This is a genomic window from Agromyces sp. SYSU T00194 (assembly GCF_040496035.1).
Classification (GTDB): Bacteria; Actinomycetota; Actinomycetes; order Actinomycetales; family Microbacteriaceae; genus Agromyces; species Agromyces chitinivorans.
Genome location: NZ_JBEPJZ010000001.1, coordinates 191,441 through 216,234, shown reverse-complemented (window position 1 = coordinate 216,234; position 24,794 = coordinate 191,441). Strand labels below are relative to the sequence as shown.

The following is a 24,794-nucleotide window of genomic DNA, read 5'->3' as shown; positions in this document are numbered from 1 at the left end:
CCTGTCAGTGCATGATCATGCCGCCGGTGACGTTCACGGCCTGCCCGGTGAGGTAGGCCCCGTCGTCGGAGGCGAGGAAGAGTGCTGCGCCGGCCACGTCGGCGGGATCGCCGAGCCGGCCGAGCGGGGAGCGCGCCGACCAGCGCGCGACGTCGTCGTCGGTGCGGGTGGCGGCGCCCATGTCGGTGAGGATGTAGCCCGGGCAGAGCGCGTTCGCGGTGATGCCGTGCGGGCCGAGCTCGAGCGCGGTCGCGCGGGTGAGGGCGACCACGGCGGCCTTGGAGGCGGCGTACGCGGCCTCGCCGGCGCCGCCGGACTTGGCGGCCATGCTCGCGAGGTTGACGATGCGACCGCCGCCTGCGGGGATCATGACGGCCGCGGCCGCCTGGGTGGTGCTCAGCATGGAGCGGGCGTTCACGCGCTGCACGTGGTCCCACTCGTCGGCGGTGATCGCCAGCAGCGGGCCGAGCCGCAGGATGCCCGCGTTGTTCACGAGCACGTCGAGGCCGCCGAGTGCGCCGGCCGCGTCGGCGATCGCCGCCCGGGCCGCCTCGTCGTCGGCCAGGTCGACCGCGAATGCGCGGCCGCCCAGGTCGCGCGCGGTCGCCTCGGCCGCATCCGCGTCGAGGTCGAGCACCGCGACCGCGGCGCCCTCGGCCGCGAACCGCCCCGCGATCGCGCGGCCGATGCCGCGGGCCGCGCCGGTGACGATCGCGCGGCGGCCGGCGAGTCGACCTGATGCGGGCATGGAGCGCTCCTGGCGGTGGTTCGGGGAGGTGGAGACGGCCGCGGCGGCCCGGCACGGGGCCGGACCGCCGCGGTGGTCGATCAGAAGCCGATCGACTCGTCGATGAACTCGTTGGTGTAGATGTCCTCAGCGGTCAGGTCCTCGGGGATCTCGAAGCCCTGCTCGGTGTAGATCGGCACCACGATGTCGAACAGCTCCTGCACGCGGGCCTCGTCGAGGTTGCCGAGCACGTCGTCCTCGCCGTTGCCGACGAGCTCCGCCTGCAGGGTCGCGACCGAGTACTCGGCGACGCCCTCGGAGTAGACCCAGCCGGTGTCGTACGCGTCGACCAGCTCGAGGATGAGCTCGTTGGTCTCGGTCGGGTCGGCGAAGAAGTCGATCTCGGCCTGCTGCAGCACCGGCACCAGCTCGGTGAGGCAGTCGGCGTACTCGGTGACGTCGTCCGGGCGCAGCGACATGACGGCGGCGTACTTCGGGTAGCCGGCGTCGTTGATCAGCTCGTAGCCGACCGGCTTGCCCCACTCGGGGACCTCGTTCTCGTAGATGTACGGCTCGGCCGAGGCGAAGCCCTGCTGCGAGATCGCGCCGTCCTCCGACACGAACACGGCGGGCAGGCCGTCGTAGGTCGAGTCGATCTGGTCCTCGGAGAGGACGCCCGTGCCGACGAAGTAGTCGATGTAGGTGCCGCCGGGGAAGACGCGGACGGTGACGCCCTCCTCGCCCAGGTCGGCGATGCCCTCGACGTCGGGGTAGGTCTCCGGGTCCCACATGATCATCTGCGGGTCCTTCTCCAGCGGCGCGAAGACGCCGACGGTGGGCAGGTCGCCCGCGTGGGCGATCGCCTCGTCGGTGCCGACGTAGGCCATGAAGATCGAGTCGTCGTTGTACATCTGGGCGTTCGGCTGCGTGAAGCCGGTCGCCGGGCCGCCCGCGAGGATGGTCACGTCGACGCCGGTGTACTCGCCGGAGGCGTACAGGGGGCCGGTGACCGACTTGACGGAGTCGTCGATCTCGGGGTCGGGGCCGACGAGCTCGTACAGGTGGCCGTGCTCCGACTCCGGGTTCCAGTCGGTCTGGATGCGGATGTCGGCGGGGCAGCCGGCCGCGGCCAGGTCGATCGAGCCGATGGTCATCTCGTCGGAGCCGGTGTCCTCCGAGCCCGCGTCGCCGCTCGAGGCGCACGAGGCGAGGGCGAGCGTGCCGGCCATGAAGCCGACGGCGACGACCGCCCGGGACGTGTGCTTGCGCATGGGTTCTCCTCTTGGTGGGTGGTGCAGGGGATGGTGCGGTGGTGAGGGTGGTGCGGCGGGGCGGCCGGCGGTGCGGTGCCCCGTGGGTTCCGGCCGGACGGTCAGGCGAAGTCGTACCACTTGCCGACGACCCGCTTGCCGAGCCAGCCGAAGAACCAGAACACGACGACGCCGAACAGCGACGCGAGGATGATCGAGGCGAACAGGGGATCCGCGTTGAGGCGGGCCTGGTACTTCGAGATCAACGCGCCGATGCCGGGCGTGCCGCGCTGGAAGAAGAAGTCGCCGACGATGGCGCCGACGACGGCGAGTCCGGCCGAGATGCGCATGCCCGCGAAGATGGCCGGGAGCGCCGCCGGGAACTGGAGCTTCTTGAGCACCGTCCAGCGGCTGGCGCGCTGCAGGGTGAACAGCTCGCGCTGGGCCTTGTCGACCGACTGGAGTCCGAACAGGGTGTTCGACACCATCGGGAACAGGGCGATCAGCACCGCCACGATGACGCGGGCGGTGAAGTCGAAGCCGAACCAGAAGCCGATCAGCGGCACGAGCGCGAGGATCGGGATCGTCTGCAGGATGACCGCGTACGGGTAGAGCGAGCGCTCGATCCACTTCGCCTGGTTCATCGCGACCGCCCAGACCACGCCGAGCACGATGGCGATGAAGAGGCCGGTCAGGGCCACCACGGCGCTGTTCCAGAGCGCCTCGAACATCTCCGGGCCGAGGTTCGGGTCGAAGTAGGTCGCGAGCACGTCGTGCGGCGGCGGGAGCAGGTAGGACTTCGAGGGGTCGAGGATGACCGCGCCGACGAAGTACCAGAGGCCGACGATGAGCGCGGCCACCCCCAGCGGCGGGCCCCAGGTCGCGAGGCCGTGGCCGCGCCGCCGGCGCAGCGGCACGGCTGCGGCGGTGTTCGGCGAGAGCTCGTGCTCGACGACCTCGGCCGTGGGCACCTCCTCCGCCAGCTCGTCCTCGACGATCGCCTGCTCGGTGTCGTTGGTGCTCATGCGCCGTGTCCTTCCCGGAGGGCGTGGGAGACCTCGCCGACGAGGGCGGCGTACTCCGCGGTGTAGCGGATCTCGGGGTCGCGGGGCATCGGGAACGGCACGTCGAACGTCTCGACGATGCGCCCCGGCCGCCCCGACATCACGATGACCTTGGTGGAGAGGTAGACCGCCTCGGAGACCGAGTGGGTGATGAAGAGCCCGGCGAACTGCCGGGCGGCGAAGAGCTTCAGCAGCTCGTCGTTCAGGTACTCGCGGGTGATCTCGTCGAGCGCGCCGAAGGGCTCGTCGAAGAGGAACAGCTCGGGGTCGAGGGTGAGCGATCGCGCGAGGGAGGCGCGCATGCGCATGCCGCCGGAGAGCTGGCGCGGCAGGTGCCGCTCGAAGCCGGAGAGGCCGACGAGGTCGATCGCCTCCTTCGCCTTCGCGCGGCGCTCGGCCTTCGTCTGCCACTGCAGCTCGGCGAGCAGCTCGACGTTCGTCTGCACGTCCCGCCAGGGCAGCAGGGTCGCGTCCTGGAACACGTAGCCGACGCGGTCGGTGGCGACGTTCGCGTCCCCGTGCGAGGCCTGCTCGAGGCCCGACGCGATGCGCAGGAGCGTCGACTTGCCGCAGCCCGACGGCCCGACGACCGTGACGAACTCGCCGCGGTCGACCCGCAGGTCGACGCCCGAGAGCGCGACCGTGCCGTTGGGGTAGGTCAGCTGCACGTCCCGGAAGTCGAGCAGCGTGGTCGCCTGCGTCGCGGCGGCCGGTTCGGTGATGGCCATGGCGGCGGTCACCCCTTTCCCTCGAGGGAGCCGGCCGGGACCTGCCCGTGCCGTGCGATGGTCTGGTCGACGGTGCTGCGGGCGACGACGCGTCCGCGGTGGATCACGGTGCGGGTCGCGGGCGCCTCGGCGATCGCCTCGCCGATGCCGGCGGCGGGCACGGCGAGGAACTCGGCGGCGGCGCCCGGGGTCGGGCCGGCGGCGGGGAGCCCCATGACGCGGCGGGCGCCGGAGGACACGAGGTCCCACGACTCGTCGAGCCCGAGGTGACCGGCGGCGACCAGCAGCGCGGCCGTCTCGAACGGGTCGCTGCGGCCGATCGGGTTGAACGGGTCGCGCACGTTGTCGGCGCCGGCGCCCACGATCGCGCCTGCGTCGAGCAGGGCCCGCAGGGCGGTGATGCCGCGCGGCGTCGAGACCGGGTGGTCCCAGCCCTGGAGGTACAGGTTGGTGATCGGCAGGCCGATCACCCCGATGCCGGACGCCACGACGTCGGCGACGGCCGCGGCCAGCTCGTCCTCGGGGAGCGTGCCGAGGCGCACGCTGTGCCCGGCCGACCGCACGCGGTCGGCGGGCCAGTCGCGCACGGCCGCGGCGTAGTCGCGGATCGTCACCGGGCCGTCGAGGGACTCGTCGGTGTGCAGGTCGATGCCGATGCCCCGTCGCTCGGCGAGGGCCACGAGCCGGCGCACGTCGTCGCCCGGCTCGGGGTCGAGGTGCGGGGCCCCGCCGACGAGGTCGAGCCCGCGGTCGAGCGCCTGCTCGATGGTGGCATCGTCCATGCCCACCGGGGGCAGGGCCACCAGCTCGAGGTCGACGAGCCCGTCGAGCTCGGCCCGCAGGCGCACCATCGCGTCGACGCCGCGGAACGGCCGGTCGCCGGGCAGGAGGTTGACGTGGCTGCGGATCGCGGTGGTGCCGTTGGCCAGCAGCCGGAGCGCGGCGCGGCGTGCGCGGGCGAGGATGTCCTCCTCGGTGAGCTCCTCCTGGAAGGCGTGGAAGCTCTCGATCGCGCCGACCAGGTCGCCGAACGGCGGGTGGATCGCGTCCCAGGTGTAGGCCTTGTCGAGGTGCGCGTGCGGCTCGGCGCCGGCGGTCAGCAGGAGGTCGCCGCCGAGGTCGAGCGCGGCCGGCTCCGCTGCGGTCCCGGCACCGGCCGGGAGCACGTCGGCGACGGTGGGGCCGTCGAGCACGACGTCGCGCAGCTCGCCCGATGCGAGCCGTGCGTTGCGCAGGAGGGAGACGGGCTGGGGGAGCACTCGGAGACCTTCGGTACGGGGTGGACCGCGCGTCGTCGGGCGGAACGGAATGTTGATACTGTCAACATCGACGACGATAGGGATGGGTCGTTTCCACCGTGTTTCCCGAGGATTTCCGTCCGGGGAAAGCACCCGATGAGCGAGAGGAAGCGGATGCCCGAGCGACTCGACGCGCCCGACGACCAGGCCGAACTCCTCGGCGGTCGCATCCGCGCGCTCCGGCGCGATCGGGGCCTCACGCTCGTGCAGCTCTCGGAGTTGTCGGGCCTGTCGCATCCGTTCCTCAGCCAGGTCGAGAACGGGCGGGCCCGGCCCAGCTTCACCTCGCTCGACCGCATCGCCACCGCGCTGTCGACGACGCAGTTCGAGCTCTTCGCGGAGATCGCCCGGGCCGGCCGCGGTGAGACCAACCCCGGCTTCGGCCCCGACGACGGGGTCGCCGTCGACGCCGGCGGCGGCGTGACCGGCCGCACGTACGCCGAGGGCTCGGTGCGCGCCTTCGCGGGGCGGCCGACCGGGTTCACGCCCATGGAGATCACGGCCGACAACGACGCCTTCGGCGAGTACTTCCTGCACGACGAGGAGGAGTTCTGCTACGTGCTCGAGGGCGTGGCGGAGGTGCAGATCGCCGATCGCACGGTCGCCATGCCCGCGGGCACGACGATCTACTATCGCGGCGGCACCCCGCACCGCTGGCGTTCGGGCGACGGCGGGCCCTTCCGCATCCTGTACATCAAGGGCGCCGCGCCCGCACGAGGAGGCGACTGACCGATGGAGACCGCACCCGAGTTCGACGCGGTGGTCGGCCGCCGCACCGACCCGGCCGGCCGCGTGGCGGTGATCGAGCTCGCCCGCGCCGACGGGCTGCCGTTCCCCGACTGGGCGCCCGGCGCGCACCTGGACGTGCTGGCCGACGACCTGGTCCGCCAGTACTCGCTCTGCGGCGACCCGGCCGACCACGCCACCTGGCGCATCGCCGTCCTGCGCGAGGAGGCGGGCCGCGGCGGCTCGGCGTGGGCGCACGCGCACCTCGTCGAGGGCGCGAGGGTGCGGGTGCGCGGCCCCTGGAACCACTTCGCGCTCGTCGACGCGCCGGGCTACCGCTTCATCGCCGGCGGCATCGGCATCACGCCACTGCTGCCGATGATCGCCGCGGCCGAGGCATCCGGCGCCCCCTGGTCCCTCGACTACTGCGGGCGCAGCGCAGGGCGCATGGCGTTCCTCGACGAGCTGGCCGCCTACGGCGATCGCGTGCGGGTGCATGCGACGGATGCCGGCACGCGCATGGACCTCGCCACCGTGACGCCCGCACCGGGCGAGGTCGTCTACGCCTGCGGGCCGCACGGCCTGCTCGACGAGCTCGACGAGCGCGCCGCGGCCTGGCCCGCGGGCACCCTCCACGTCGAGCGCTTCGAGGCGCGGGAGCTCGGCGAGCCCGTGCGGCACGACTCGTTCGAGGTCGAACTCGCCGCCACCGGCGTCACGGTGACCGTGCCACCCGACCGGTCGATCCTCGACGTCGTCGAGGAGGAGACCGACGCGTTCGTGATCTCGTCGTGTCGCGAGGGCACCTGCGGCACCTGCGAGACCCCGGTGCTCGAGGGCGAGGTCGACCACCGCGACTCGATCCTGACCCCCGAGGAGCGCGCGGCGAACGACCGCATGATGATCTGCTGCTCGCGCGCGGCCTGCCCGCGGCTCGTGCTCGACCTCTAGCGGCCCACGCGCTCCCGGAGGCCCGCGACGATCGCGCGCTCGTCGCCCGTCACGAGCACGCCGTCGCGCACGACGACCCGCCCCGCCACGACCACGTGCCGCGGACGGCGACCCGGCGCGGCCCAGAGCAGTCCGGCGACGGGGTCGGCGACCCCGGCGTCGGCCACGCCGGAGACGTCCCAGACGCAGAGGTCCGCGGCCGACCCGGGCGTGATCCGGCCGAGCTCGGGCCGGCCGAGCCCGTCCGCAGACCCCGCGGTGGCCATGGCCAGCACGTCCGCTGCCGCCAGCGCGGGGCCGCGCAGGCCCGAGACCTGCATCGCCAGCCGCGCGTCGGCGAGCAGGTGCCCGGCGTCGTTGGAGCCTCCGCCCGAGGTGCCGAGCCCCACGGCGATGCCCGCCGCGCGCAGCCGGGCGACCGGCGCGACGCCCCAGCCCATGACGACGTCGCAGCCGGGGGCGTGCGTGGCTGAGGCGCCGGATGCCGCGATGCGGGCGATCTCGCCGTCGTCGACGTCGCACACGTGGGCGAGGGTCACGTCGGGAGCGAGCCAGCCCCACTCCTCGAGCATCTCCAGCGGGCGGCGCCCGTGGCGCGCGGCTGCGACCTCGACGTCGACCTGCTCGTTCGACTGCGTGCGCCGGCGCAGGCCGCGCCGCGCGGCGACCTCGCCCATGAGCCGGAAGGTCGCCTCGGGGTCGCTGTGCACCCCGGCCGGCCCGACGGCGACCTGCAGCAGGCCGTCCTCCGAGACCCCGCCGTGCTCGGGCACGAGCGCCTCGGCCACCGCGTCCGCCGACGCGGCGGCCGTCTCCGGGTCGTCGCGGGCGGAGCCCCGCACGAACGCCAGCCGGCCGCCGAGCGCTCGCGCCGCGTCCGCCACCGCCCCCGCGACGCCGACGTCGTCGACGCCGACCGGCCACGTGAGGTGGTGGTCGGCGACGGTGGTGACCCCCGAGAGGAGCCCCTCCGCAACGCCGACGCGTGCGGCGAGGCCGGCCAGCTCCGGGTCGATGCCCGCGGCGGCATACGCCGACGCCATCGCGGGCAGCCAGTCGCGCATCGGCACGCTCCGGGTGCCGGGCAGGGTGCGGAACGCGGACTGCAGCAGGTGGTGGTGGGCGTTCACGAGCCCGGCCGTGACGACGCAGCCCGAGGCGTCGAGCACCTCCGCGCCGTCGCTCGCCGACGTCGAGACCGCGCCGTCGACGGCGTGCACGTCGCCGGTGCGCACGGTTCCGGGGGACTCGAGGACGGCGACGGCGTCGCGGATGCTGAGCATGCGGCGATTCTCGCAGGGCGCGTGTGTCGGGCTCGTGAACGCCCGGGTGGCTGGGTCAGCGGCGCCGCGGCAGCCAGCGCAGCCAGGTCGGCCGATCGTCGACGTCGGCGTCCGGCTCGGCGGGCTCGACGTAGAGGTTCGCCACCTGCTGCACGCCGCGGCGGGCGGCGCCGTGGGCGGCGGTGCCGATGAGCACGCCGAGCGCGATCGCCATGATCGAGATGAGCGCCTGGGCGAAGTCGGCGACGCCCTCGGTGGTGCCGATCGCCTCGGTCAGCCCCGCGAGGCCCGAGGCCCCGGGCACGAGCAGCCAGAACGCCGGCAGGAACAGCAGCTGCGCGGGCGCGCCGATGCGCAGGCCCGAGACCCAGAGCACGAGGGGCGTCATCGCGAGGGCGCCGAGGAAGCCTCCGACGGCGGGACCCGCGAGCCCGGCGCCCACGACCTGCCCGACGTACGCGACCGACAGCGACAGCAGGACCCAGCCGAACGTGCGCCCCGGGGCCGAGAAGTGCAGCAGGTCGCCCACCGCGATGAGCAGGACGCCGAGCACCGCGGTCCACCAGGGGAACCGCACGGACGCCTCGAGTGCGACGTAGCTCGCGTCGCCGACGCCGAGCATGGTGCCGGCGGCGAGGATGCCGAACGCGAGCAGCGCGAGCTGCACGAGTCCGGTGACCAGCCGGGAGGCGCCCGCGATCATCTGGCCCGCGGCGAGTTCCATGGTGGCGGTGGTGATCACCCCGCCCGGCAGGAAGGTCACGAGCGGCGCGATGAGCAGCACGATGGGGTCGCCCACGGCGACGTGCGGGGCCAGCAGGAACACGACGGTGGCGGAGGCGAACGCGGCCGCGACCGGGAACACGAGCGCGAGCGTGGGGGAGCGCACGAGCTTCGCCAGGCCGAGGACGGCCCCGAGGCCGAAGGCGACGAGCGCGCCCTGCCAGGTCGGGGTGAGCAGCATGGCGAGGCCCGTCGTGAGGATCGCGTGGCCGAGCACGCGCACGAACCACGGGTGCCGCGGTCGCATGGCGCCGATGCGGTTGAGCTCGTCGATGCCCGCGGCCGGGTCGACCGCGGCGCGCCGCGCACGGCCGACGAGGTCGTACAGTGCGGCGATCTGGTCGAACCGGAGCGCCGTGACACGGGTCGTGCGCAGCGCGACCCGGTCGGTGCCGTCCTGCTCGGACTGCACGAGGATGACGGTGGGCAGCACGACGAAGTCGGTGTCGTCGGCGCCGTACGCCCGGGCGATCGCGCGCATCGTCTCGTCGACCCGGTCGACCGACTCGAGGGCCGCGTTCAACCCCTCGGCGATCCCGAGCAGGAACCGCCGCAGCGTGGCGGCGTCGACCGCGTCCCGGGCCTCCATGCGGCACAGGCTAGCGGCGTGCGCACCGGCCTGTCGACGGCGGGCGCGAGGGTCGTACGCCGCGCCTAGACTTGAGCAGCCATGACCTTGATCCTCGATCCCGACGAACCCGGCGGCTGGCGCGAGTCCGCCGGACGGACCGCGACCGACGAGTCCCCGCGGGTCTCCGAGTCGCTGCTCGACGGACTCAACCCGCAGCAGCGCGAGGCCGTCGAGTACCGCGGGCAGGCCCTGCTCATCGTGGCGGGTGCCGGATCGGGCAAGACGCGCGTGCTGACGCATCGCGTCGCGAGCCTGATCGAGACGCGCGAGGCGTGGCCCAGCCAGATCCTCGCGATCACGTTCACCAACAAGGCGGCGGCCGAGATGCGCGAGCGGGTCGAGGCACTCCTCGGCGAGGCATCCGGCGGCATGTGGATCTCGACGTTCCACTCGGCCTGCGTGCGCATCCTCCGCCGCGAGGCCGAGGCGATCGGCCTGTCGAAGACGTTCACGATCTACGACTCCGCCGACCAGCGGGTCATCCTGAAGCGCATCATCAAGGACACCTCGGCCGACACGCTCGGATTCACCCCGGCGGGTGCGGCCGCGAAGATCTCCAAGCTCAAGAACGAGCTCGCCGACGTCGAGTCGTACGCGCGCAACGCGAACCTCGACGACCCGCAGGAGGCGATGTTCCTCGACGTCTTCCGCCAGTACACCCGGCGCCTGCGCGACGCGAGCGCGCTCGACTTCGACGACCTCATCGCCGAGACGGTCTACCTGTTCCGGGCGTTCCCGAAGGTCGCCGCGCTCTACCAGCGGCGGTTCCGGCACATCCTCGTCGACGAGTACCAGGACACGAACCACGCCCAGTACTCGCTCATCCGCGAGCTCACGCGACCGGTGGAGCCCGACGTGGTCGCCGAGCTCGAGACGCACGGCGTGCGCATGCGGGTGCTCGCCGACGACGACGGGCGCATCCCCGGCGCGAGCCTCACGGTGGTCGGCGACTCGGACCAGTCGATCTACGCCTTCCGGGGCGCCGACATCCGCAACATCGTCGAGTTCGAGCGCGACTTCCCGGGGGCGAAGGTCGTGCTGCTCGAGCAGAACTACCGGTCGACCCAGAACATCCTCTCGGCGGCCAACGCCGTCATCGCGAACAACTTCGATCGCAAGGACAAGAAGCTCTGGACCGCCGACGGCAGCGGCGCGAAGATCGTCGGCTACACCGGGTACTCGGCGCACGACGAGGCGCAGTTCATCGCCGACGAGATCGACGAGCTGCATCGGTCGGGCGTCGCGTACCGCGACATCGCCGTGTTCTACCGCACCAATGCGCAGACCCGCGCGCTGGAGGAGATCTTCGTGCGCTCCGCGCTGCCGTACCGCGTGGTCGGCGGCACGAAGTTCTACGAGCGCGCCGAGATCAAGGACGCCATGGCGTACCTGATCGCCGTCGCGAACCCGCTCGACGAGCTCGCCCTGCGCCGCATCCTGAACACCCCCAAGCGCGGCATCGGCCCGGCCACCGAGACGCAGCTGGCGAACTTCGCCGACGAGAACGGCATGACCTTCCGCGAGGCGATGCGCGTGGCATCCGGTCTCGGCCTCGGCCCGAAGGTCACCGCCGCCATCTCGGGCCTCGCCGACCTGCTCGACGAGGCCGCCGAGCTCGCCGACCCGGCGCGCGAGGGCGGGCCGACCAAGGTCGCCGACGTGCTGCTGCACCTCATGGCCGGCAGCGGGCTGCTCGACGCGCTGCGGGGCAGCCGCGACCCGCAGGACGAGGCGCGCGCCGAGAACGTCGAGGAGCTGGTCGCCCAGACCCGCGACTTCGACCGCGAGAACCCGGGCGCGACCCTGCTCGACTTCCTCACCCAGGTCTCGCTCGTCGCCGCGGCCGACGAGATCGACGACGAGTCGGGCACGGTCTCGCTCATGACCCTGCACACCGCGAAGGGGCTCGAGTACCACGCGGTGTTCCTCACCGGCATCGAGGAGGGGCTGCTGCCGCACCAGATGTCGGCCACCGAGCCCGGCGGGCCGGCCGAGGAGCGCCGCCTGTTCTACGTGGGCATCACGCGGGCCCGCCGACGGCTCTACCTGTCGCTGGCCATGAGCCGCGCCCAGTTCGGCGAGGTCTCCGTGGCGATGCCGAGCCGGTACCTCCAGGAGATCCCCGACGAGCTCATCGACTGGAAGCAGTCGCCGGGCGACGCGACCTCGCGCGGCGGCACCCGCCCGCGGGCGCTCAACTCGCGGCAGTCCCGCGAGCAGCAGCGGCGCGACCGCTTCAGCATCGCGTCCGCGACGAAGGCCAAGACCGAGTGGACGAACCGCGTCACCGCGAACGTGCGCGACAACGGCGACCTCGAGCTCGAGGCCGGCGACCGCATCCGCCACTCCGACTTCGGGGAGGGGCGCGTCACCCAGGTGACCGGCATCGGCCCCAAGCGCGTCGCGCACGTCTCGTTCGACACGGCCGGCCAGAAGAAGCTCCTGATCAAGATCGCGCCGATCGAGAAGCTGTGAGCGACCGGCGACGGCCCGTGCGCACCGCATAGGAGACGCATAGCGCACGCCGGTTCCGCGCAGAGGCTCGGGGAGCATCCTGTCGCCATGGCACTCCTCCACCACGACGCCCGGCGCGACGGCCTGCGGGCCCGGACGCTCGGCGAGTTCGCCCCACGAGCCGCGCGCCGCCGCCTGCGCGAGGACCTGATCCAGGCCGGCATCGTCACCTCGGTGGCGGTCGTGGTCGCGCTGTACATCGCCGACGGCGGGCTCTCCCGCATCACCGGCCTCGCCGACGCGATCGGCGCCATCGGCATCGCCGCGGGCCTCGTCGGCACCGACCTGGTGCTGATCATGCTGCTGCTGGCCGCCCGCACCCCGTTCATCGACCGCACGATCGGGCACGACCGGGCGATGTCGATCCACGGCTCGCTCGGCAAGCCGGCGTTCCTGCTGATCGTCGCCCACGTCGCGCTGCTCCTGGCCTCCTACGCGCTCGCCGCCGGCACCGACCTCTGGACCGAGGCGGTCGCGATGTGGACGCTGCCCGACATGCCGCTCGCCGTGCTCGGATTCGCGCTCATGGCGCTCGTGGTGGTCACCTCGCTGGTCGCGGTGCGTCGCCGGTTCCGCTACGAGGTCTGGCACCTGGTGCACCTGTCCGCGTACGCTGCGGCCCTCGCGGCGCTGCCGCACCAGTTCTCGCTCGGCGGGATGTTCGCCGAGGGCACCTGGCAGCGCTGGTTCTGGATGGCCGCGGTCGCCGCCGTCTTCGCCGCGCTCGTGGTGTTCCGGTTCGCCGCGCCGGTCGTGCAGACCCTCCGGCACCGCCCGACCGTCGCGGCCGTCGAGCCGCTCGCGCCCGGCGTCGTCTCGATCGTCGTCACGGGGCGCCGGCTCGACGCGCTGGCCGCGCGCGGCGGGCAGTTCCTCATCTGGCGCTTCCTCGCCCGCGGGCAGTGGTGGCAGGCCCACCCGTACTCGCTAAGCGAGGCGCCGCGCGCCGACCGGCTGCGCATCACGGTGCGGGCGCTGGGCGACGGCTCCGGGGCGCTCGCGGGCATCCGACCGGGCACCCGGGTGGCGCTCGAGGGACCGTACGGCGTGTTCACCGACGACGCCCGCACGAGCGAGCGCATCGCCTTCATCGGTGCGGGCATCGGCGTGACGCCGATCCGGTCGCTCCTGGAGGACGCCCGGTTCCGTCCGGGGCAGGCCACCGTGGTGCTGCGCAGCCCCGAAGACGCGCCGCCCTACCTGTTCGACGAGATCGCCGGGCTGTGCCGGGCCAAGGGCGCCACGTGCATCACGGTGCCGGGCCCGCGCGGCCGGTCGGGCTGGCTGACCGACGCCGCCGACGCGGCGGGGCACTCGCTGGTCGGGTTCGTGCCCGACGCGCGCGACACCGACTTCTACATCTGCGGACCGCGCGAGTGGTCCGACCGGGTCGTCGCGGACGCCGCGGCGGCGGGCGTTCCCGAGGAGCGCATCCATCGAGAGAGGTTCGACTGGTGAGACGACGAGCAGCGGTAGTGGCGTGGCTGGCATCGAGCACGGCCATCATGGCGGCGTGGGCCTGGTCGACGGTGTCGACGGGCGACCAGCTGGTCGCCGAGTCGGCCGGGACGGTGAGCACGACCTCGTCGTCCTCCTCCTCGGGCTCGACCGGCTCGACCGACGGGTCCGCGGATGCCTCGGGCGACACGGGCTCGACCGATTCGGGGACGTCCGACACGGGCGCGACCGACACGGGCACGACCGGCAGCGGCAGCGCCGCGTCGGACGGGACCTACACCGGCGACGTCGTGTCGACCAGGTTCGGCGACGTCCAGGTGCAGGTCACCGTCTCCGGCGGCGAGATCACCGACGTCACGGCGCTGGCGCTGCCGGACCGCGACGGCCACTCGGCGCGCATCAGCCAGCAGGTCGAGGAGCCGCTGCGCTCCGAGGCGCTCGCCGCGCAGTCGGCGGACATCTCGATCATCAGCGGGGCGACCTACACGAGCCGCGGCTATGCGCAGTCGCTGCAGTCGGCACTCGACCAGGCGGGGCTCTGAGATGCACCTCGGCGCCAACGGACGCGCCACGTTCCCTGCGATGGGCACGATGGTGACGCTCATCGTGCCCGGCGGGGCGGGTCGGGCCGACCCGGTCCCGCGGGTCGCCCGGGCCTTCGCCGCGCTGGAGTCGCGCTTCAGCCTCTACCGCGACGACACCGACCTCGCACGCGTCCGCGACGGCACGCTGGCGCTCGTCGACGCCGCTGCGGTCGTGCGCGACGCGTACGCCCTCGCGATGCGATGGCGCAACGGCACGGGCGGCGCGTTCACCCCGCACCGGCCCGACGGCGTGCTCGACCTCGACGGCATCGTCAAGGCCCTCGCCATCGAGGCCGCCGGCGACGAGCTCGACGCGGCGGGCGTCCCCGACTGGTGCGTCGACGCCGGGGGCGACGCCCTCGTGCGCGGTCGGGGCCCACGGGGCGCCCCGTGGACCGCGGCCGTGGCCGATCCGTTCGATCGCGGCCGGGTGATCGCCACCGCGGTGCTCGACGGCACGCGGCGGGCGATCGCGACCTCGGGCACATCCGAGCGCGGCGCGCACGTCTGGAGCGTGCCGGGTGACGAGCCGCTCGTGCAGGCGTCCGTGGTCGCCGACGACATCGTGACGGCGGACGTGCTCGCGACGGCGGTGCTCGCGGGCGGGCGGCCGCTCGTGGACCGCGCCCGTGCGGAGTGGGGCGCGGACGTGTTCGCCGTGCTCGACCCGGAACGCACCGTGCGGACGCCGGGCTGGCCTCAGGCCACGCTCACCCCGAGCAGCGCGCCGATCGCGTAGGTGACGGCGAGCGCGAGCGCGCCGCCGATCGTGACGCGGAGGACGGCACGCAGCCGCGGGCTGCCGCCCAGCCACGCGCTGATCCAGCCCGTGAACGCCAGTGCCACCACGACGGCGACGAACGTGAGCGGGATGCGCCACCCGGGCGGCGGCAGCAGGATCGCGAGCATCGGGAGCACCGCCCCGATGGTGAACGAGAGCGCCGAGGCGCCGGCCGCGTGCCACGGGTTCGACAGCTCGTCCTCCGCGATGTGGAGCTCGACCTCGAGGTGCGCGGCGAGTGCGTCGTGCTCGGTGAGCTCGCGGGCCACCCGTTCGGCCGTCTCGGCCGAGAGCCCCTTCGCGCGGTAGAGCCCGGCGAGTTCCTCGAGCTCCTGCTCGGGCATGTGCTCGAGCTCCCAGCGCTCCTTCGCGATGAGTGCGCGCTCGGTGTCGCGCTGGCTGTTCACCGAGACGTACTCGCCGAGGCCCATCGAGATCGCGCCCGCGAGCACGGATGCCACGCCGGCGATGAGGATCGCGGCGGTGTCGGTGGTCGCCGCGGCGACGCCGACGACGAGGGCCGCGACCGAGACGATGCCGTCGTTGGCGCCGAGGACGCCGGCGCGCAGCCAGTTCAGCCGCGACGCGACGTCGCCCGAGTGCGGGTCGACGCCGTGTTCGGGTTCGGACGCGTCGGCGCCGGTCATCCGTCCGTGTCCGACCCGTCGTCGTCCGTGGAGTCGCCGTGGTCGCTCGGGTCGCCCTCGTCGGGCTCGGGGTGGTCGAGGTCGTCGAGCCCGGGCGCGATCGGGATGAGTGCGATCGGGATGCCCGGTGCGACCAGCAGGTCCGCGGGCTGCGGGCGCCCCTCGCCGTAGTTGACGCGCAGCCAGAACGGCTCGTTGTGCTCGTGCGCGGCGGTGATGCGCTCGCGGTACTCCTCGAACTCCTGCTCGCCGATCGAGTAGATCGCCCCGTCGTAGGCGATGTTGATCCGCTTCACTTGGCCTCCTCGCCGCCGCCGTTGCCGGGCGCACCGGGTTCGCGCACGATCTGCAGCCCGCTGGACGAGTTCGCCGTCGACATGAGCGCGTCGATCCAGGCGCGGTTGATCGAGGGGTGCCGCCCGCCCGAGAACTTGAAGTGCAGCGGAATGGACGGATGCATCCAGAGCGCGCTGCGGCCGTTGCCGATGGTCGTGTCGTCCTTCCAGGAGAAGTAGAACGACTCGCCGCGCCGGAGCTTCGCGCCGATGACGAGTTGCAGGTGCGCGAGCACCCGGTCGTCGAAGTCCACCGTGAGGGTGGAGTCGTAGGTCAGCTTTCCCATGGGGCCGGGTACCTCCTGCTGCGCCGCGCGCCGGACGCGGTCCGATACATGTACCGCGCCGAACGGCCGATCGCAACCCCTATCGTCGAGCGACCCGGCAGGAGCACGCTGCTGGTATGCATCGCGTCTGGTATGGGGGAACGTCATTCATGATGGCCGACCGGGCCGTCGCAGGCTTGTTCGACTTCGCGGCGTCCGCGGCGGGCGCCCGGCAGTCGGCGCACGTGGCGCTGCCGATCGTCGACGTCGACGGCAGCACCGCGACGATGGACGCGGTGATCGGGCCCGCCAGCCAGATGCTCGCCCGGCGCATCGACGACGGGAGCGGGGACCCCGACGTGGAGGAGTTCCTGGCCGAGCTCGGCGAACGCTCGGTGCCGTACCGGCACGCGAGGGCCGCGCCCGACGGCGCGCCCCCGGTGCCCGACATCGACCTCGAGTGAGTCGCCGGCCGGGCCCGACCCCGGTCGATGCGCGTCGTGCACGCACTGCGGTACGCGGCTGCGATCCCCACGTTTCGTGCCGTTGCGCGACGGAGGGGTAGGCTACTGGCTGGCCCGAACCATCTCGACATCGAGTCATCAGGTGCCGGGCCGACCACCCCCCACAGCCACACGCAGGCGTTGACCAGCGGATAGGAAGTACAGCGTGGATCTCTACGAGTACCAGGCCAGAGACGTGTTCGAGAAGTACGGGGTGCCGGTGCTGCCGGGCATCATCGCGGATACCCCGGAGGAGGTGCGCGCCGCTGCCGAGCAGCTCGGCGGCGTGGTCGTCGTCAAGGCCCAGGTGAAGATCGGCGGGCGCGGCAAGGCCGGCGGCGTCAAGGTCGCGAAGACCCCCGACGAGGCGGAGGAGGCCGCGAAGGCGATTTTCGGGCTCGACATCAAGGGCCACGTCGTCAAGCGCGTCATGGTCGCGGGCGGCGCCCGCATCGCCGAGGAGTACTACTTCTCGGTGCTGCTCGACCGCGCCAACCGCTCCTACCTCTCGCTCACGAGCTTCGAGGGCGGCATGGAGATCGAGCAGCTCGCGGTCGAGAAGCCCGAGGCGCTCGCACGCATCGAGGTCGACCCGAACACGGGCCTCGACCTCGAGGGCGCGAAGGCCATCGCCGTCGCCGCGAAGTTCCCCGCCGAGATCGTCGACAAGGTCGCCCCGGTCTTCGCCAAGCTCTACGAGGTCTACACCGGCGAGGACGCCACGCTCGTCGAGGTGAACCCGCTCGTGCTGACCGAGGAGGGCGACATCATCGCCCTCGACGGCAAGGTCTCGCTCGACGAGAACGCCGAGTTCCGTCACCCCCTGCACGCGGAGCTGGAGGACGCCGCGGCGGCCGACCCGCTCGAGGCGAAGGCCAAGGCGCAGGACCTCAACTACGTCAAGCTCGACGGCGAGGTCGGCATCATCGGCAACGGCGCGGGCCTGGTCATGTCCACGCTCGACGTGGTCGCCTACGCCGGTGAGGAGCACGGCGGCGTGAAGCCGGCGAACTTCCTCGACATCGGCGGCGGCGCCTCGGCCGAGGTCATGGCCAACGGCCTCGACGTCATCCTCGGCGACCCGCAGGTCAAGGCGGTCTTCGTGAACGTCTTCGGCGGCATCACCGCCTGCGACGCGGTCGCCAAGGGCATCGTGGGCGCGCTGGCCGAGCTCGGCTCGGCAGCGAACAAGCCGCTGGTCGTGCGCCTCGACGGGAACAACGTCGAGGAGGGCCGCCGCATCCTGAACGAGGCGAACCACCCGCTGGTCACGCTCGCCGCCACGATGGACGAGGGCGCCGCCAAGGCCGCCGAGCTCGCCAACGCCGCCTAGGGCCTTCACGACAGAGAACAGGACACGCGAACACCATGTCGATCTTCCTCAACAAGGACTCCAAGGTCATCGTCCAGGGCATCACCGGCGGCGAGGGCACCAAGCACACGGCGCTCATGCTGAAGGCCGGCACCCAGGTCGTCGGCGGCGTCAACGCCCGCAAGGCCGGCACCACGGTGCTGCACCACGACGCCGAGGGCAACCCTGTCGAGCTGCCCGTCTACGGCACGGTCGCCGAGGCCATGGCCGAGACCGGCGCCGACGTCTCGATCGCGTTCGTGCCGCCGGCGTTCACGAAGGACGCGATGATCGAGGCCATCGACGCGGGCATCGGCCTGCTCGTGGTCATCACCGAGGGCGTGCCCGTGCAGGACACGGCCGAGGCGTGGGCCTACAACAAGGCCAAGGGCGAGCAGACCCGCATCATCGGGCCGAACTGCCCGGGCGTCATCACGCCCGGCGAGTCGCTCGTCGGCATCACGCCCGCCACGATCACCGGCAAGGGCCCGATCGGCCTCGTCTCGAAGTCGGGCACGCTCACGTACCAGATGATGTACGAGCTGCGCGACCTCGGCTTCTCGACCGCCATCGGCATCGGCGGCGACCCGATCATCGGCACGACGCACATCGATGCGCTCGCCGCGTTCGAGGCCGACCCCGAGACCGAGGCGATCGTCATGATCGGCGAGATCGGCGGCGACGCCGAGGAGCGCGCGGCCGACTTCATCAAGGCGAACGTGACCAAGCCGGTCGTCGGTTACGTCGCGGGCTTCACGGCGCCCGAGGGCAAGACGATGGGCCACGCCGGCGCGATCGTCTCCGGTTCGGCGGGCACCGCCCAGGCCAAGAAGGAGGCCCTCGAGGCCGCCGGCGTGAAGGTCGGCAAGACCCCCTCCGAGACCGCTGCGCTGCTGCGCGAGGTCTACGAGGCCCTGTAGGACCGTCCGCACCCGGTGAACCCTCCCGGGGGTGTACGCGGAGGACCCCGCCGGTGATCCCGGCGGGGTCCTCGTTCATGCGCGGCCCTCATTTCGGGCCGCTCGTGCGGCTCCTCTCCGTCACGGGTCGATCACGACCACGCAGGTGTAGGTCCCGGGAAGCAGGTCCTCGATCGTCACGCTCGGGTCGTCCTGCTTCGCCGACAGCGGGATGTCCGGATCGGAGTCCGGATCCTCCACGGTGGCGTCGCACTCGATGCTCGAGTACGTGCCGCCGTCGACCTGCGAGTCCACGCTCACCGTGAGGTTCGTGAGCGGGATGTTGTGGAACGACTTGACGGCCCCCGGACTGGTGTCCGAGCAATCGGTCGCCGTGGCCTCGCCCACCGCCGCGGTCTGCGGCGACGGCGTGGTCGGGTCGAGCTCGTAGCCGCTCGGCACCGTCTCGGTCACCGTGTAGTTCCCGGCGACCGCGCTGACGACGAGGCCGGTCACGCAGGCGACGCCGTTCGCATCGGTCTGCACTTCGATCGGCGTGGTGAGGTCACCGCCCGAGACCGTGAAGGTCACGCCCTCGTGCGGATCGGCGTTCGGCACCGTGGCTGCCGCGTGCTTGCGCGTCTTCACGATCTTGATCGAGCCGCGTTCGAGCTCGTTCACGAACGTGCAGGTCACCGTCTCACCCGCGCTCAGGCCGATGGACGCCGGGTCGGACCCGTCGTCGCACGTGGCTGAATCGAGGTTCCAGTTCGCCGGCACGGTCTCCGCCACGTCGTACGTGCCCGGTGTCAGGCTCGCGTAGGTGTTGGAGTCCTTCCCGGCAGCGCCCGCCTGCGTGGTCGTGAGGGTGAACGACGCATCGGGCAGCGTGCTCGACGTGAAGTCGAACGGGCCGTACCCGTCGGTCGTCACCTTCTCCACCACGATGGTGCCGCGCGCCTGGTTGGTGAACGTGCAGTCGACGATCTGGTCCGAGTCCGTCAGGTTGAACGTCGCCGTCTGGGACGCCTCGTCCTCGGTCGGCGAGATGTTCGTGCTGGCCGAGCAGTCGATGTCGACCAGGTCCCATCCGCTCGGCGGGCCCGACTCGGTGACCGTGAGCCCGTTGCCGAAGAACACGTTGTCGTACGTCACCGACTCGCCGTCGCCGAGGCTGAACGTCGGGTTGGTCCCGTCGTCCTGGGTCTCGAACGCCGTCGTGAAGTCGAACTCCGTGCTGTCGCCGGTCGGGTCGGTCACCTTGCGGATGATCACCTTGGCGCAGTTGGTCAGGTCGACGTCGAGCGGTGCGATGAAGTCCTTCAGCGCGGACGGGAAGGAGTCGGAGGACCGGCTCTTCAGGTACGCACTGCCGAACGATACGCACTCGTCGTCGCCGACGATCGCGGAGAAGTCGACCGTCGCCTCACCGAACGTGCGTGGGGAGACATTCCCGAGGCCGTCCGACTCGGCGGCCGGAATGGCCGACGTGTTGATCGACCCGGTCGCGTCGTCCGCGTCCGTCAGGTTCACGCGGACGCCCCAACACGGTGTGCTGTTCGCGGCCTCGCAGAGCGCCTTCGGACCGGTCTCGACCCACTTGGAGAGGAACAGCTCCGGGTGGGTGCCGCCGTTCGAGAGGTCGTATTGGATCAGCATGTCGTCCTCGGTGCGGACCGGCGTGACGCCGTTGTCGGAGAGCTCGTCGGACTGGTTGAACTCGAAGTCCATGTTCGTCGTGCCGGTCGGATCCTGCACGCGGTGCCAGAACATGTGCAGGAAGTCCCCGCCGTCGGTCTCCTCGAGGTAGGTGCCGAAGGTCTTCAGGTCCGACTTGTTCGGCGGGATGCTCCCGTCGACGACGCTCGGTACCTCGGTGTCCTCCTTCGAGCCCTGGCCGAACGAGTCGTCGCCGGAGCCGCTCGGCAGGTCGGCCTTGCGCTTCTCGGGATCGCTGGGCAGCGCGTGCGGGAACGTGACCCAGTCGGTCCAGTCGCCACCGTCGTCGACCTTCAGGTTGGCGTCCTCGTCGATCTCGAAGTCGCTGCCGGTCAGGCTCACGAGCCCGTGGGTGGCGAACGCGGGACCTGCGACGAACGCGGCGCCGACGAGGGCGATGCCCGCGCCGACTGCGGTGAGGCGCCGCATCCGGCGGCGCCGGGCGCCGTCGGGTGGAACGCGTCGTGGGGTGGATTCGTATCGGGACATCGGTGCCTCCGGTGTGGAACGTCGTCCGACCAGGACAGGCCGGGCGGGTGAGCCGGCGGTCGGGTGGGAGGCACGGGTTGGGGGTCGCTTCGATGTGGCCGTCCGACGGGTGTCGGGGAAGTGGCCCATCTGCCGACGGGTTCACGACGGAGGAAATAGTACTGCCGCGACGAGTGCTTCCGCGACCCCCAAATGAGGGAAACTCAACAAATTTCCGGATGCCACGGGACCAAGTCCGCGCGCCCGGCTGCTCGCTCTCGCTAGTCTGGCCCCGACGGGAAGAGGGTGGGATGTCGTCGATCGAGGACCGCGCGCTCGCGGAGCGCATCGCAGAGCTGGAAGCCGAGAACGCGCGCCTGCGCGCGAGCATCGCGGAAGTCCCCGACGACACGGGCGCCGCCGCCGTGAAGCGGCGCCCGACCGGGCGGGCGCGCACCGCATTCGCCGTCGTGCTGCTCGTGCTCGGCGTGCTGCTCGCGCCCATCGCGGTGCTGGGCGGGTGGGCCAAGGCGCAGCTGGTCGACACCGACCAGTTCGTCGCCACCTTCGCTCCGCTCGCCGAGGACCCGCAGGTCCAGGCGTACGTCTCCGACCAGGTCACCGAGGTCGTGCTCGAGCAGGTGGACGTGGCCGGGCTCACCGCATCCGTCTTCGACGGGGTGCGCGCCCTCGAGATCCCGGATGCCGCCAAGCAGGCCCTCACCCTGCTCGAAGGCCCCGCCGTGCAGGGCATCGAGAACCTCGTCGGCACGATCGTCGACCGCCTCGTCGCGTCGGACGCGTTCGAGGAGGTCTTCGCGACCGCGCTGCGGGCGAGCCACACCCAGTTCGTCGCCGCGATGCAGGGCGATCCGAACGCCGCCCTGACGATCGGCTCCTCCGGCGAGGTCGGCATCCAGCTGGCGCCCGTGATCGCCGCAGTGAAGGAGCGGCTGGTCGACGCCGGCGTGGGCTTCGCGGCCTCCATCCCCGAGGTCGACCGCACGATCGTGGTCGCGCAGTCGGACGCGCTGGTGACCGTGCAGATCGTCTACGCCCTCGCCGTGAGCGCGGGCACCTGGCTGCCCTGGGTCGTCATCGGCCTGCTCGCGCTCGGCGTGGTGGCGGCCCGCAACCGGCCGCGCACGCTGTTCTGGACGGGCCTCGGGCTCGCCGTCTCGCTCGGCTTCCTGGCGGGCGGCTTCGGCGTCGCGCGCCTCTACTTCCTCGCGACCGTGTCGCCGTCGCTCATGCCGCTCGGCGCGGCAGAGGCGGTCTACGACCAGATCGTCGACCGCATGGCCGCGACCGCGGTCGCCCTGGCGCTCTTCGGGGTCGCGATCGCCGTGATCGCCTGGTTCGCCGGGGGATCCGAGACGGCGGGCCGGCTGCGCGACCTGGCCGCCGCGGGCTTCGGCGGCATCCGCCGAGCCGCCCTCGCGCGCGGGGTCTCGACCGGCGGGTTCGGGCGCTGGCTCGACGGCCAGGTGCTCCTCGTGCGCGTGGCCGTGCTCGTGATCGGCGCCGCGACCGTGCTCTTCACCCGGCCGGTGACGGTGGGGCTGGTCGTCGCCACCGTGGTCATCGTGCTCGTGGTGCTCGCGCTCGTGGAGCTGCTCCGGCTGCCCGAGGAGGACGTGCTCGCCGTCGAGGGCGCCGCCGTCGAGGGCGCCGCGGTCGAGGGCGCTGCGGTCGAGGGCGCCGCCGACGAGGTCGAGGAGGTCGTCGTCGAGGAGGTCGTGGTCGAAGAGCGCGACGCGGCCGACGACGCTCCCGTGACGGGAGCCGACGCCCGGTAGGCTCGCCGAGGCATGTCACGCACGACCACCATCCTGCTCGCCGCCCTCGAGGCGTTCGTCGTCGCGGCCGTGGGAGTGGGCCTCGCGTTCGTGCCCCTGGTGCTGGTCTGGGCGATCAGCACCGAGCTGACCGGCGACCTCGCGGCCTCCTGGGGCGCCGCCGCGCTCGCGTGGCTGGTCGGCAACGGCGTCGACCTCGCCGTGTCGCTCGATCCGGTCACGGCCGCGGCGCTCGGCATCGGCGCCGAGGGCGCCTCCTTCACGGTGACCATCGCGCTGCTGGGGTTCACCGCGCTGACGGTCGGTGCCGGCGCCCACGTCGGACGGCGCTCCGCCGCGGCCGGGCACTCGGTCAGCGGCATCCTCACGGCCGCGCTGGCGACCGGTGCCGTCGGCGGGCTGCTGGCCGCGACCGCGAGCATCCCGGGCCTCACCCCATCGGCCGTGCAATCGGTCGCGGTGCCGGCCCTCCTCGTCGTCGCCGGCGGGGCGGTCGGGGCGGGCATCGAGGCGACCCGGCTCGGGGCCAGGGCGACGGATGCCACCGCCGGTCGCCTGCGCGCGTGGCTCGCCGGGTTCGATCCGGCCTGGCGCGACGCCGCGCGGTTCTCGCTTCGCGCGGGGGCCGCCGCGGCCGTCGGCGTGGTCGGTGCGGGGGCGCTCGCCGTGGCGGCGGCGCTCGTCGTCGACTACGCCACCGTGGTGGGGCTCTGGCAGTCGCTCCGCGCCGACGTGCCGGGCGGCATCGTGCTCGCGCTGGGCCAGCTCGCGCTCCTGCCGAACCTCGTGGCGTGGGCGTCGTCGTGGATCCTCGGCCCCGGCTTCGCCCTCGGTGCGGGCACGTCCGTCTCGCCGGGCGGCACCCTGCTGGGCCCGGTGCCCGGCCTGCCCGTGCTCGGCGCGATCCCCAAGCTCGATCCCGGGCTCGGCTACCTCGCACTGCTCGTGCCGGTGCTGCTCGGATTCGCCGCGGGCTTCGCGGTGCGCCGCAGCGTCGACGCGCGCCGATCGCGCCGCGCCGCGGGTCGGCCGGAGCAGCGTCCCGCCCGGCGCTCGCCGGCGTGGTCGTGGACGCTGCTCGTCGGCGAGGGGCTCGCGGCCGGCGTCGTCGCGGGCGTCCTGCTCGCCGTGCTCGCCTGGTGGTCGGGCGGCGCCGCCGGGCCCGGTCGCCTCGCCGAGGTGGGTCCGGACTGGTGGGTCGCCGGCGGGGCCGCCGCGCTGCTCACCGGGATCCCCGCGGTGCTCGGCGCCGTGGCGGCCCGGGTCACCGCCCCGGCGCCGCACCCGTCGCCGACGGGGCCCGCTCCGGCGCCCACCGGCCCGGTGCCGACGTCGCCCGGGCCGTCGGCGCCCCCGTCGCCGCGCGACGCCGAGACGAGCGTGATCCGCACCACCGAGTAGGCTCGACGACGTGCTCAAGCTCGTCGTGCTGATCTCCGGCGGGGGCTCGAACCTCCGCGCGCTGCTCGAGGCGTCGGAGGACGCCGAGTTCCCCGCCCGCGTCGTCGCCATCGGTGCCGACCGCGACGCCGACGGACTGGTGCTGGGGGAGGAGTTCGGCATCCCGACCTTCACGGTGCCGTTCCGCGGGGCCGCCGACCGCGAGCGCTGGGGCGACGAGCTCCTCGCCCAGATCCGCTTCTGGGAGCCCGACCTCGTGATCCTGAGCGGGTTCATGCGCATCGTGCCGCCCGCCGTGGTGCGTGAGTTCTCGCCGCGCATGATCAACACGCATCCCGCCTACCTGCCCGAGTTCCCGGGCGCGCACGGCGTCCGCGACGCGCTCGCCGCGGGCGTGACCCAGACCGGAGCGAGCCTCATCGTCGTCGACGACTCGGTCGACGGGGGGCCCATCATCGCGCGGGAGCGCATCCCGGTGCACGCGGGCGACACCGAGCAGACCCTGCACGAGCGCATCAAGCCCGTCGAGCGCCGCCTGCTGGTGCAGGCCGTGATCGACATCGCCAACGGAACGATCGACCTGGAGGGCCTGCACGCATGAGCGGAGCGAGCCAGGTCGGCACGACCA

23 protein-coding genes are annotated in these 24,794 nt (G+C 72.7%); 12 read left to right on the top strand and 11 right to left on the bottom strand.

The window, feature by feature from the left end:
- Nucleotides 1-4 precede the first annotated feature (4 nt).
- The 5 genes from ABZK10_RS01025 to ABZK10_RS01005 all read right to left on the bottom strand — a co-directional run bounded on the left by ABZK10_RS01025 (nucleotide 5) and on the right by ABZK10_RS01005 (nucleotide 5,028).
- Nucleotides 5-748, bottom strand: a complete 744-nt coding sequence (locus tag ABZK10_RS01025) for an SDR family NAD(P)-dependent oxidoreductase (protein WP_353807330.1) — start codon at nucleotides 746-748, stop codon at nucleotides 5-7.
- Between the two features lie 80 nt (nucleotides 749-828).
- Nucleotides 829-1,998 (bottom strand): ABC transporter substrate-binding protein, encoded by a 1,170-nt coding sequence (locus ABZK10_RS01020; RefSeq protein ID WP_353807329.1) that lies wholly within the window; start codon nucleotides 1,996-1,998, stop codon nucleotides 829-831.
- Nucleotides 1,999-2,099: 101 nt separating this feature from the next.
- Nucleotides 2,100-3,002, bottom strand: coding sequence for an ABC transporter permease (locus tag ABZK10_RS01015; protein WP_353807328.1), 903 nt, complete (start codon nucleotides 3,000-3,002; stop codon nucleotides 2,100-2,102).
- On the bottom strand, nucleotides 2,999-3,769 hold the full coding sequence (locus tag ABZK10_RS01010) for an ABC transporter ATP-binding protein (RefSeq protein ID WP_353807327.1): 771 nt from the start codon (nucleotides 3,767-3,769) through the stop codon (nucleotides 2,999-3,001). Before ABZK10_RS01010 ends, ABZK10_RS01015 begins: the two co-directional genes overlap by 4 nt.
- 8 nt (nucleotides 3,770-3,777) lie before the next feature.
- Nucleotides 3,778-5,028 (bottom strand): amidohydrolase family protein, encoded by a 1,251-nt coding sequence (locus tag ABZK10_RS01005; protein ID WP_353807326.1) that lies wholly within the window; start codon nucleotides 5,026-5,028, stop codon nucleotides 3,778-3,780.
- Between the two features lie 135 nt (nucleotides 5,029-5,163).
- Here ABZK10_RS01005 and ABZK10_RS01000 point away from each other — a divergent pair, with 135 nt between their 5' ends.
- Complete coding sequence (locus ABZK10_RS01000) at nucleotides 5,164-5,796, top strand: helix-turn-helix domain-containing protein (RefSeq protein WP_353807324.1); 633 nt, start codon at nucleotides 5,164-5,166, stop codon at nucleotides 5,794-5,796.
- A gap of 3 nt (nucleotides 5,797-5,799) precedes the next feature.
- Nucleotides 5,800-6,744 (top strand): PDR/VanB family oxidoreductase, encoded by a 945-nt coding sequence (locus ABZK10_RS00995; protein WP_353807323.1) that lies wholly within the window; start codon nucleotides 5,800-5,802, stop codon nucleotides 6,742-6,744.
- Here the strand turns inward: ABZK10_RS00995 and ABZK10_RS00990 are convergent.
- Complete coding sequence (locus ABZK10_RS00990; RefSeq protein ID WP_353807322.1) at nucleotides 6,741-8,027, bottom strand: amidohydrolase family protein; 1,287 nt, start codon at nucleotides 8,025-8,027, stop codon at nucleotides 6,741-6,743. The genes ABZK10_RS00995 and ABZK10_RS00990 overlap by 4 nt on opposite strands.
- A gap of 55 nt (nucleotides 8,028-8,082) precedes the next feature.
- A complete protein-coding gene (locus tag ABZK10_RS00985) occupies nucleotides 8,083-9,399 on the bottom strand; it encodes a threonine/serine exporter family protein (protein WP_353807321.1) in 1,317 nt (438 codons plus the stop codon).
- An 81-nt stretch (nucleotides 9,400-9,480) separates the two neighbouring features.
- On the opposite strand from ABZK10_RS00985, the gene ABZK10_RS00980 reads away from it, so the two are divergent.
- The 4 genes from ABZK10_RS00980 (at nucleotide 9,481) to ABZK10_RS00965 (ending at nucleotide 14,736) form a co-directional block, all read left to right on the top strand.
- On the top strand, nucleotides 9,481-11,916 hold the full coding sequence (locus ABZK10_RS00980; RefSeq protein ID WP_353807320.1) for an ATP-dependent helicase: 2,436 nt from the start codon (nucleotides 9,481-9,483) through the stop codon (nucleotides 11,914-11,916).
- Nucleotides 11,917-12,003: 87 nt separating this feature from the next.
- Entirely contained in the window at nucleotides 12,004-13,413 is a 1,410-nt protein-coding gene (locus ABZK10_RS00975; protein ID WP_353807319.1) for a ferredoxin reductase family protein, read from the top strand.
- Entirely contained in the window at nucleotides 13,410-13,955 is a 546-nt protein-coding gene (locus tag ABZK10_RS00970; protein WP_353807318.1) for an FMN-binding protein, read from the top strand. Before ABZK10_RS00975 ends, ABZK10_RS00970 begins: the two co-directional genes overlap by 4 nt.
- Before the next feature lie 40 nt (nucleotides 13,956-13,995).
- Complete coding sequence (locus ABZK10_RS00965) at nucleotides 13,996-14,736, top strand: FAD:protein FMN transferase (protein ID WP_353807317.1); 741 nt, start codon at nucleotides 13,996-13,998, stop codon at nucleotides 14,734-14,736.
- On the opposite strand, the gene ABZK10_RS00960 is transcribed toward ABZK10_RS00965, so the two are convergent.
- From ABZK10_RS00960 to ABZK10_RS00950, 3 genes are read right to left on the bottom strand one after another with little or no spacing between them, the layout of a single operon-like run.
- Entirely contained in the window at nucleotides 14,697-15,425 is a 729-nt protein-coding gene (locus ABZK10_RS00960) for a VIT1/CCC1 transporter family protein (protein WP_353807316.1), read from the bottom strand. The genes ABZK10_RS00965 and ABZK10_RS00960 overlap by 40 nt on opposite strands.
- Entirely contained in the window at nucleotides 15,422-15,721 is a 300-nt protein-coding gene (locus ABZK10_RS00955; protein ID WP_353807315.1) for a hypothetical protein, read from the bottom strand. Before ABZK10_RS00955 ends, ABZK10_RS00960 begins: the two co-directional genes overlap by 4 nt.
- Nucleotides 15,718-16,047 carry a DUF7882 family protein gene (locus ABZK10_RS00950; RefSeq protein ID WP_353807314.1) on the bottom strand — a complete coding sequence of 110 codons (330 nt, stop codon included), beginning with the start codon at nucleotides 16,045-16,047 and terminating at the stop codon, nucleotides 15,718-15,720. Before ABZK10_RS00950 ends, ABZK10_RS00955 begins: the two co-directional genes overlap by 4 nt.
- 149 nt (nucleotides 16,048-16,196) lie before the next feature.
- On the opposite strand from ABZK10_RS00950, the gene ABZK10_RS00945 reads away from it, so the two are divergent.
- From ABZK10_RS00945 to sucD, 3 genes are all read left to right on the top strand, one after another.
- Nucleotides 16,197-16,490, top strand: coding sequence for a hypothetical protein (locus ABZK10_RS00945; protein ID WP_353807313.1), 294 nt, complete (start codon nucleotides 16,197-16,199; stop codon nucleotides 16,488-16,490).
- A gap of 205 nt (nucleotides 16,491-16,695) precedes the next feature.
- A complete protein-coding gene (gene sucC, locus ABZK10_RS00940; protein WP_353807312.1) occupies nucleotides 16,696-17,862 on the top strand; it encodes an ADP-forming succinate--CoA ligase subunit beta in 1,167 nt (388 codons plus the stop codon).
- A gap of 35 nt (nucleotides 17,863-17,897) precedes the next feature.
- Nucleotides 17,898-18,800, top strand: coding sequence for a succinate--CoA ligase subunit alpha (gene sucD, locus ABZK10_RS00935; protein WP_353807310.1), 903 nt, complete (start codon nucleotides 17,898-17,900; stop codon nucleotides 18,798-18,800).
- A gap of 120 nt (nucleotides 18,801-18,920) precedes the next feature.
- Here the strand turns inward: sucD and ABZK10_RS00930 are convergent, their stop codons facing one another.
- Nucleotides 18,921-20,987 (bottom strand): MSCRAMM family protein, encoded by a 2,067-nt coding sequence (locus ABZK10_RS00930; RefSeq protein WP_353807309.1) that lies wholly within the window; start codon nucleotides 20,985-20,987, stop codon nucleotides 18,921-18,923.
- A gap of 290 nt (nucleotides 20,988-21,277) precedes the next feature.
- On the opposite strand from ABZK10_RS00930, the gene ABZK10_RS00925 reads away from it, so the two are divergent.
- From ABZK10_RS00925 to purN, 3 genes are read left to right on the top strand one after another with little or no spacing between them, the layout of a single operon-like run.
- Nucleotides 21,278-22,765, top strand: coding sequence for a hypothetical protein (locus tag ABZK10_RS00925; RefSeq protein ID WP_353807308.1), 1,488 nt, complete (start codon nucleotides 21,278-21,280; stop codon nucleotides 22,763-22,765).
- 12 nt (nucleotides 22,766-22,777) lie between these two features.
- On the top strand, nucleotides 22,778-24,166 hold the full coding sequence (locus tag ABZK10_RS00920) for a cell division protein PerM (protein WP_353807307.1): 1,389 nt from the start codon (nucleotides 22,778-22,780) through the stop codon (nucleotides 24,164-24,166).
- Nucleotides 24,167-24,176: 10 nt separating this feature from the next.
- A complete protein-coding gene (purN, locus tag ABZK10_RS00915) occupies nucleotides 24,177-24,767 on the top strand; it encodes a phosphoribosylglycinamide formyltransferase (protein WP_353807306.1) in 591 nt (196 codons plus the stop codon).
- The last annotated feature ends 27 nt before the right edge of the window (nucleotides 24,768-24,794 follow it).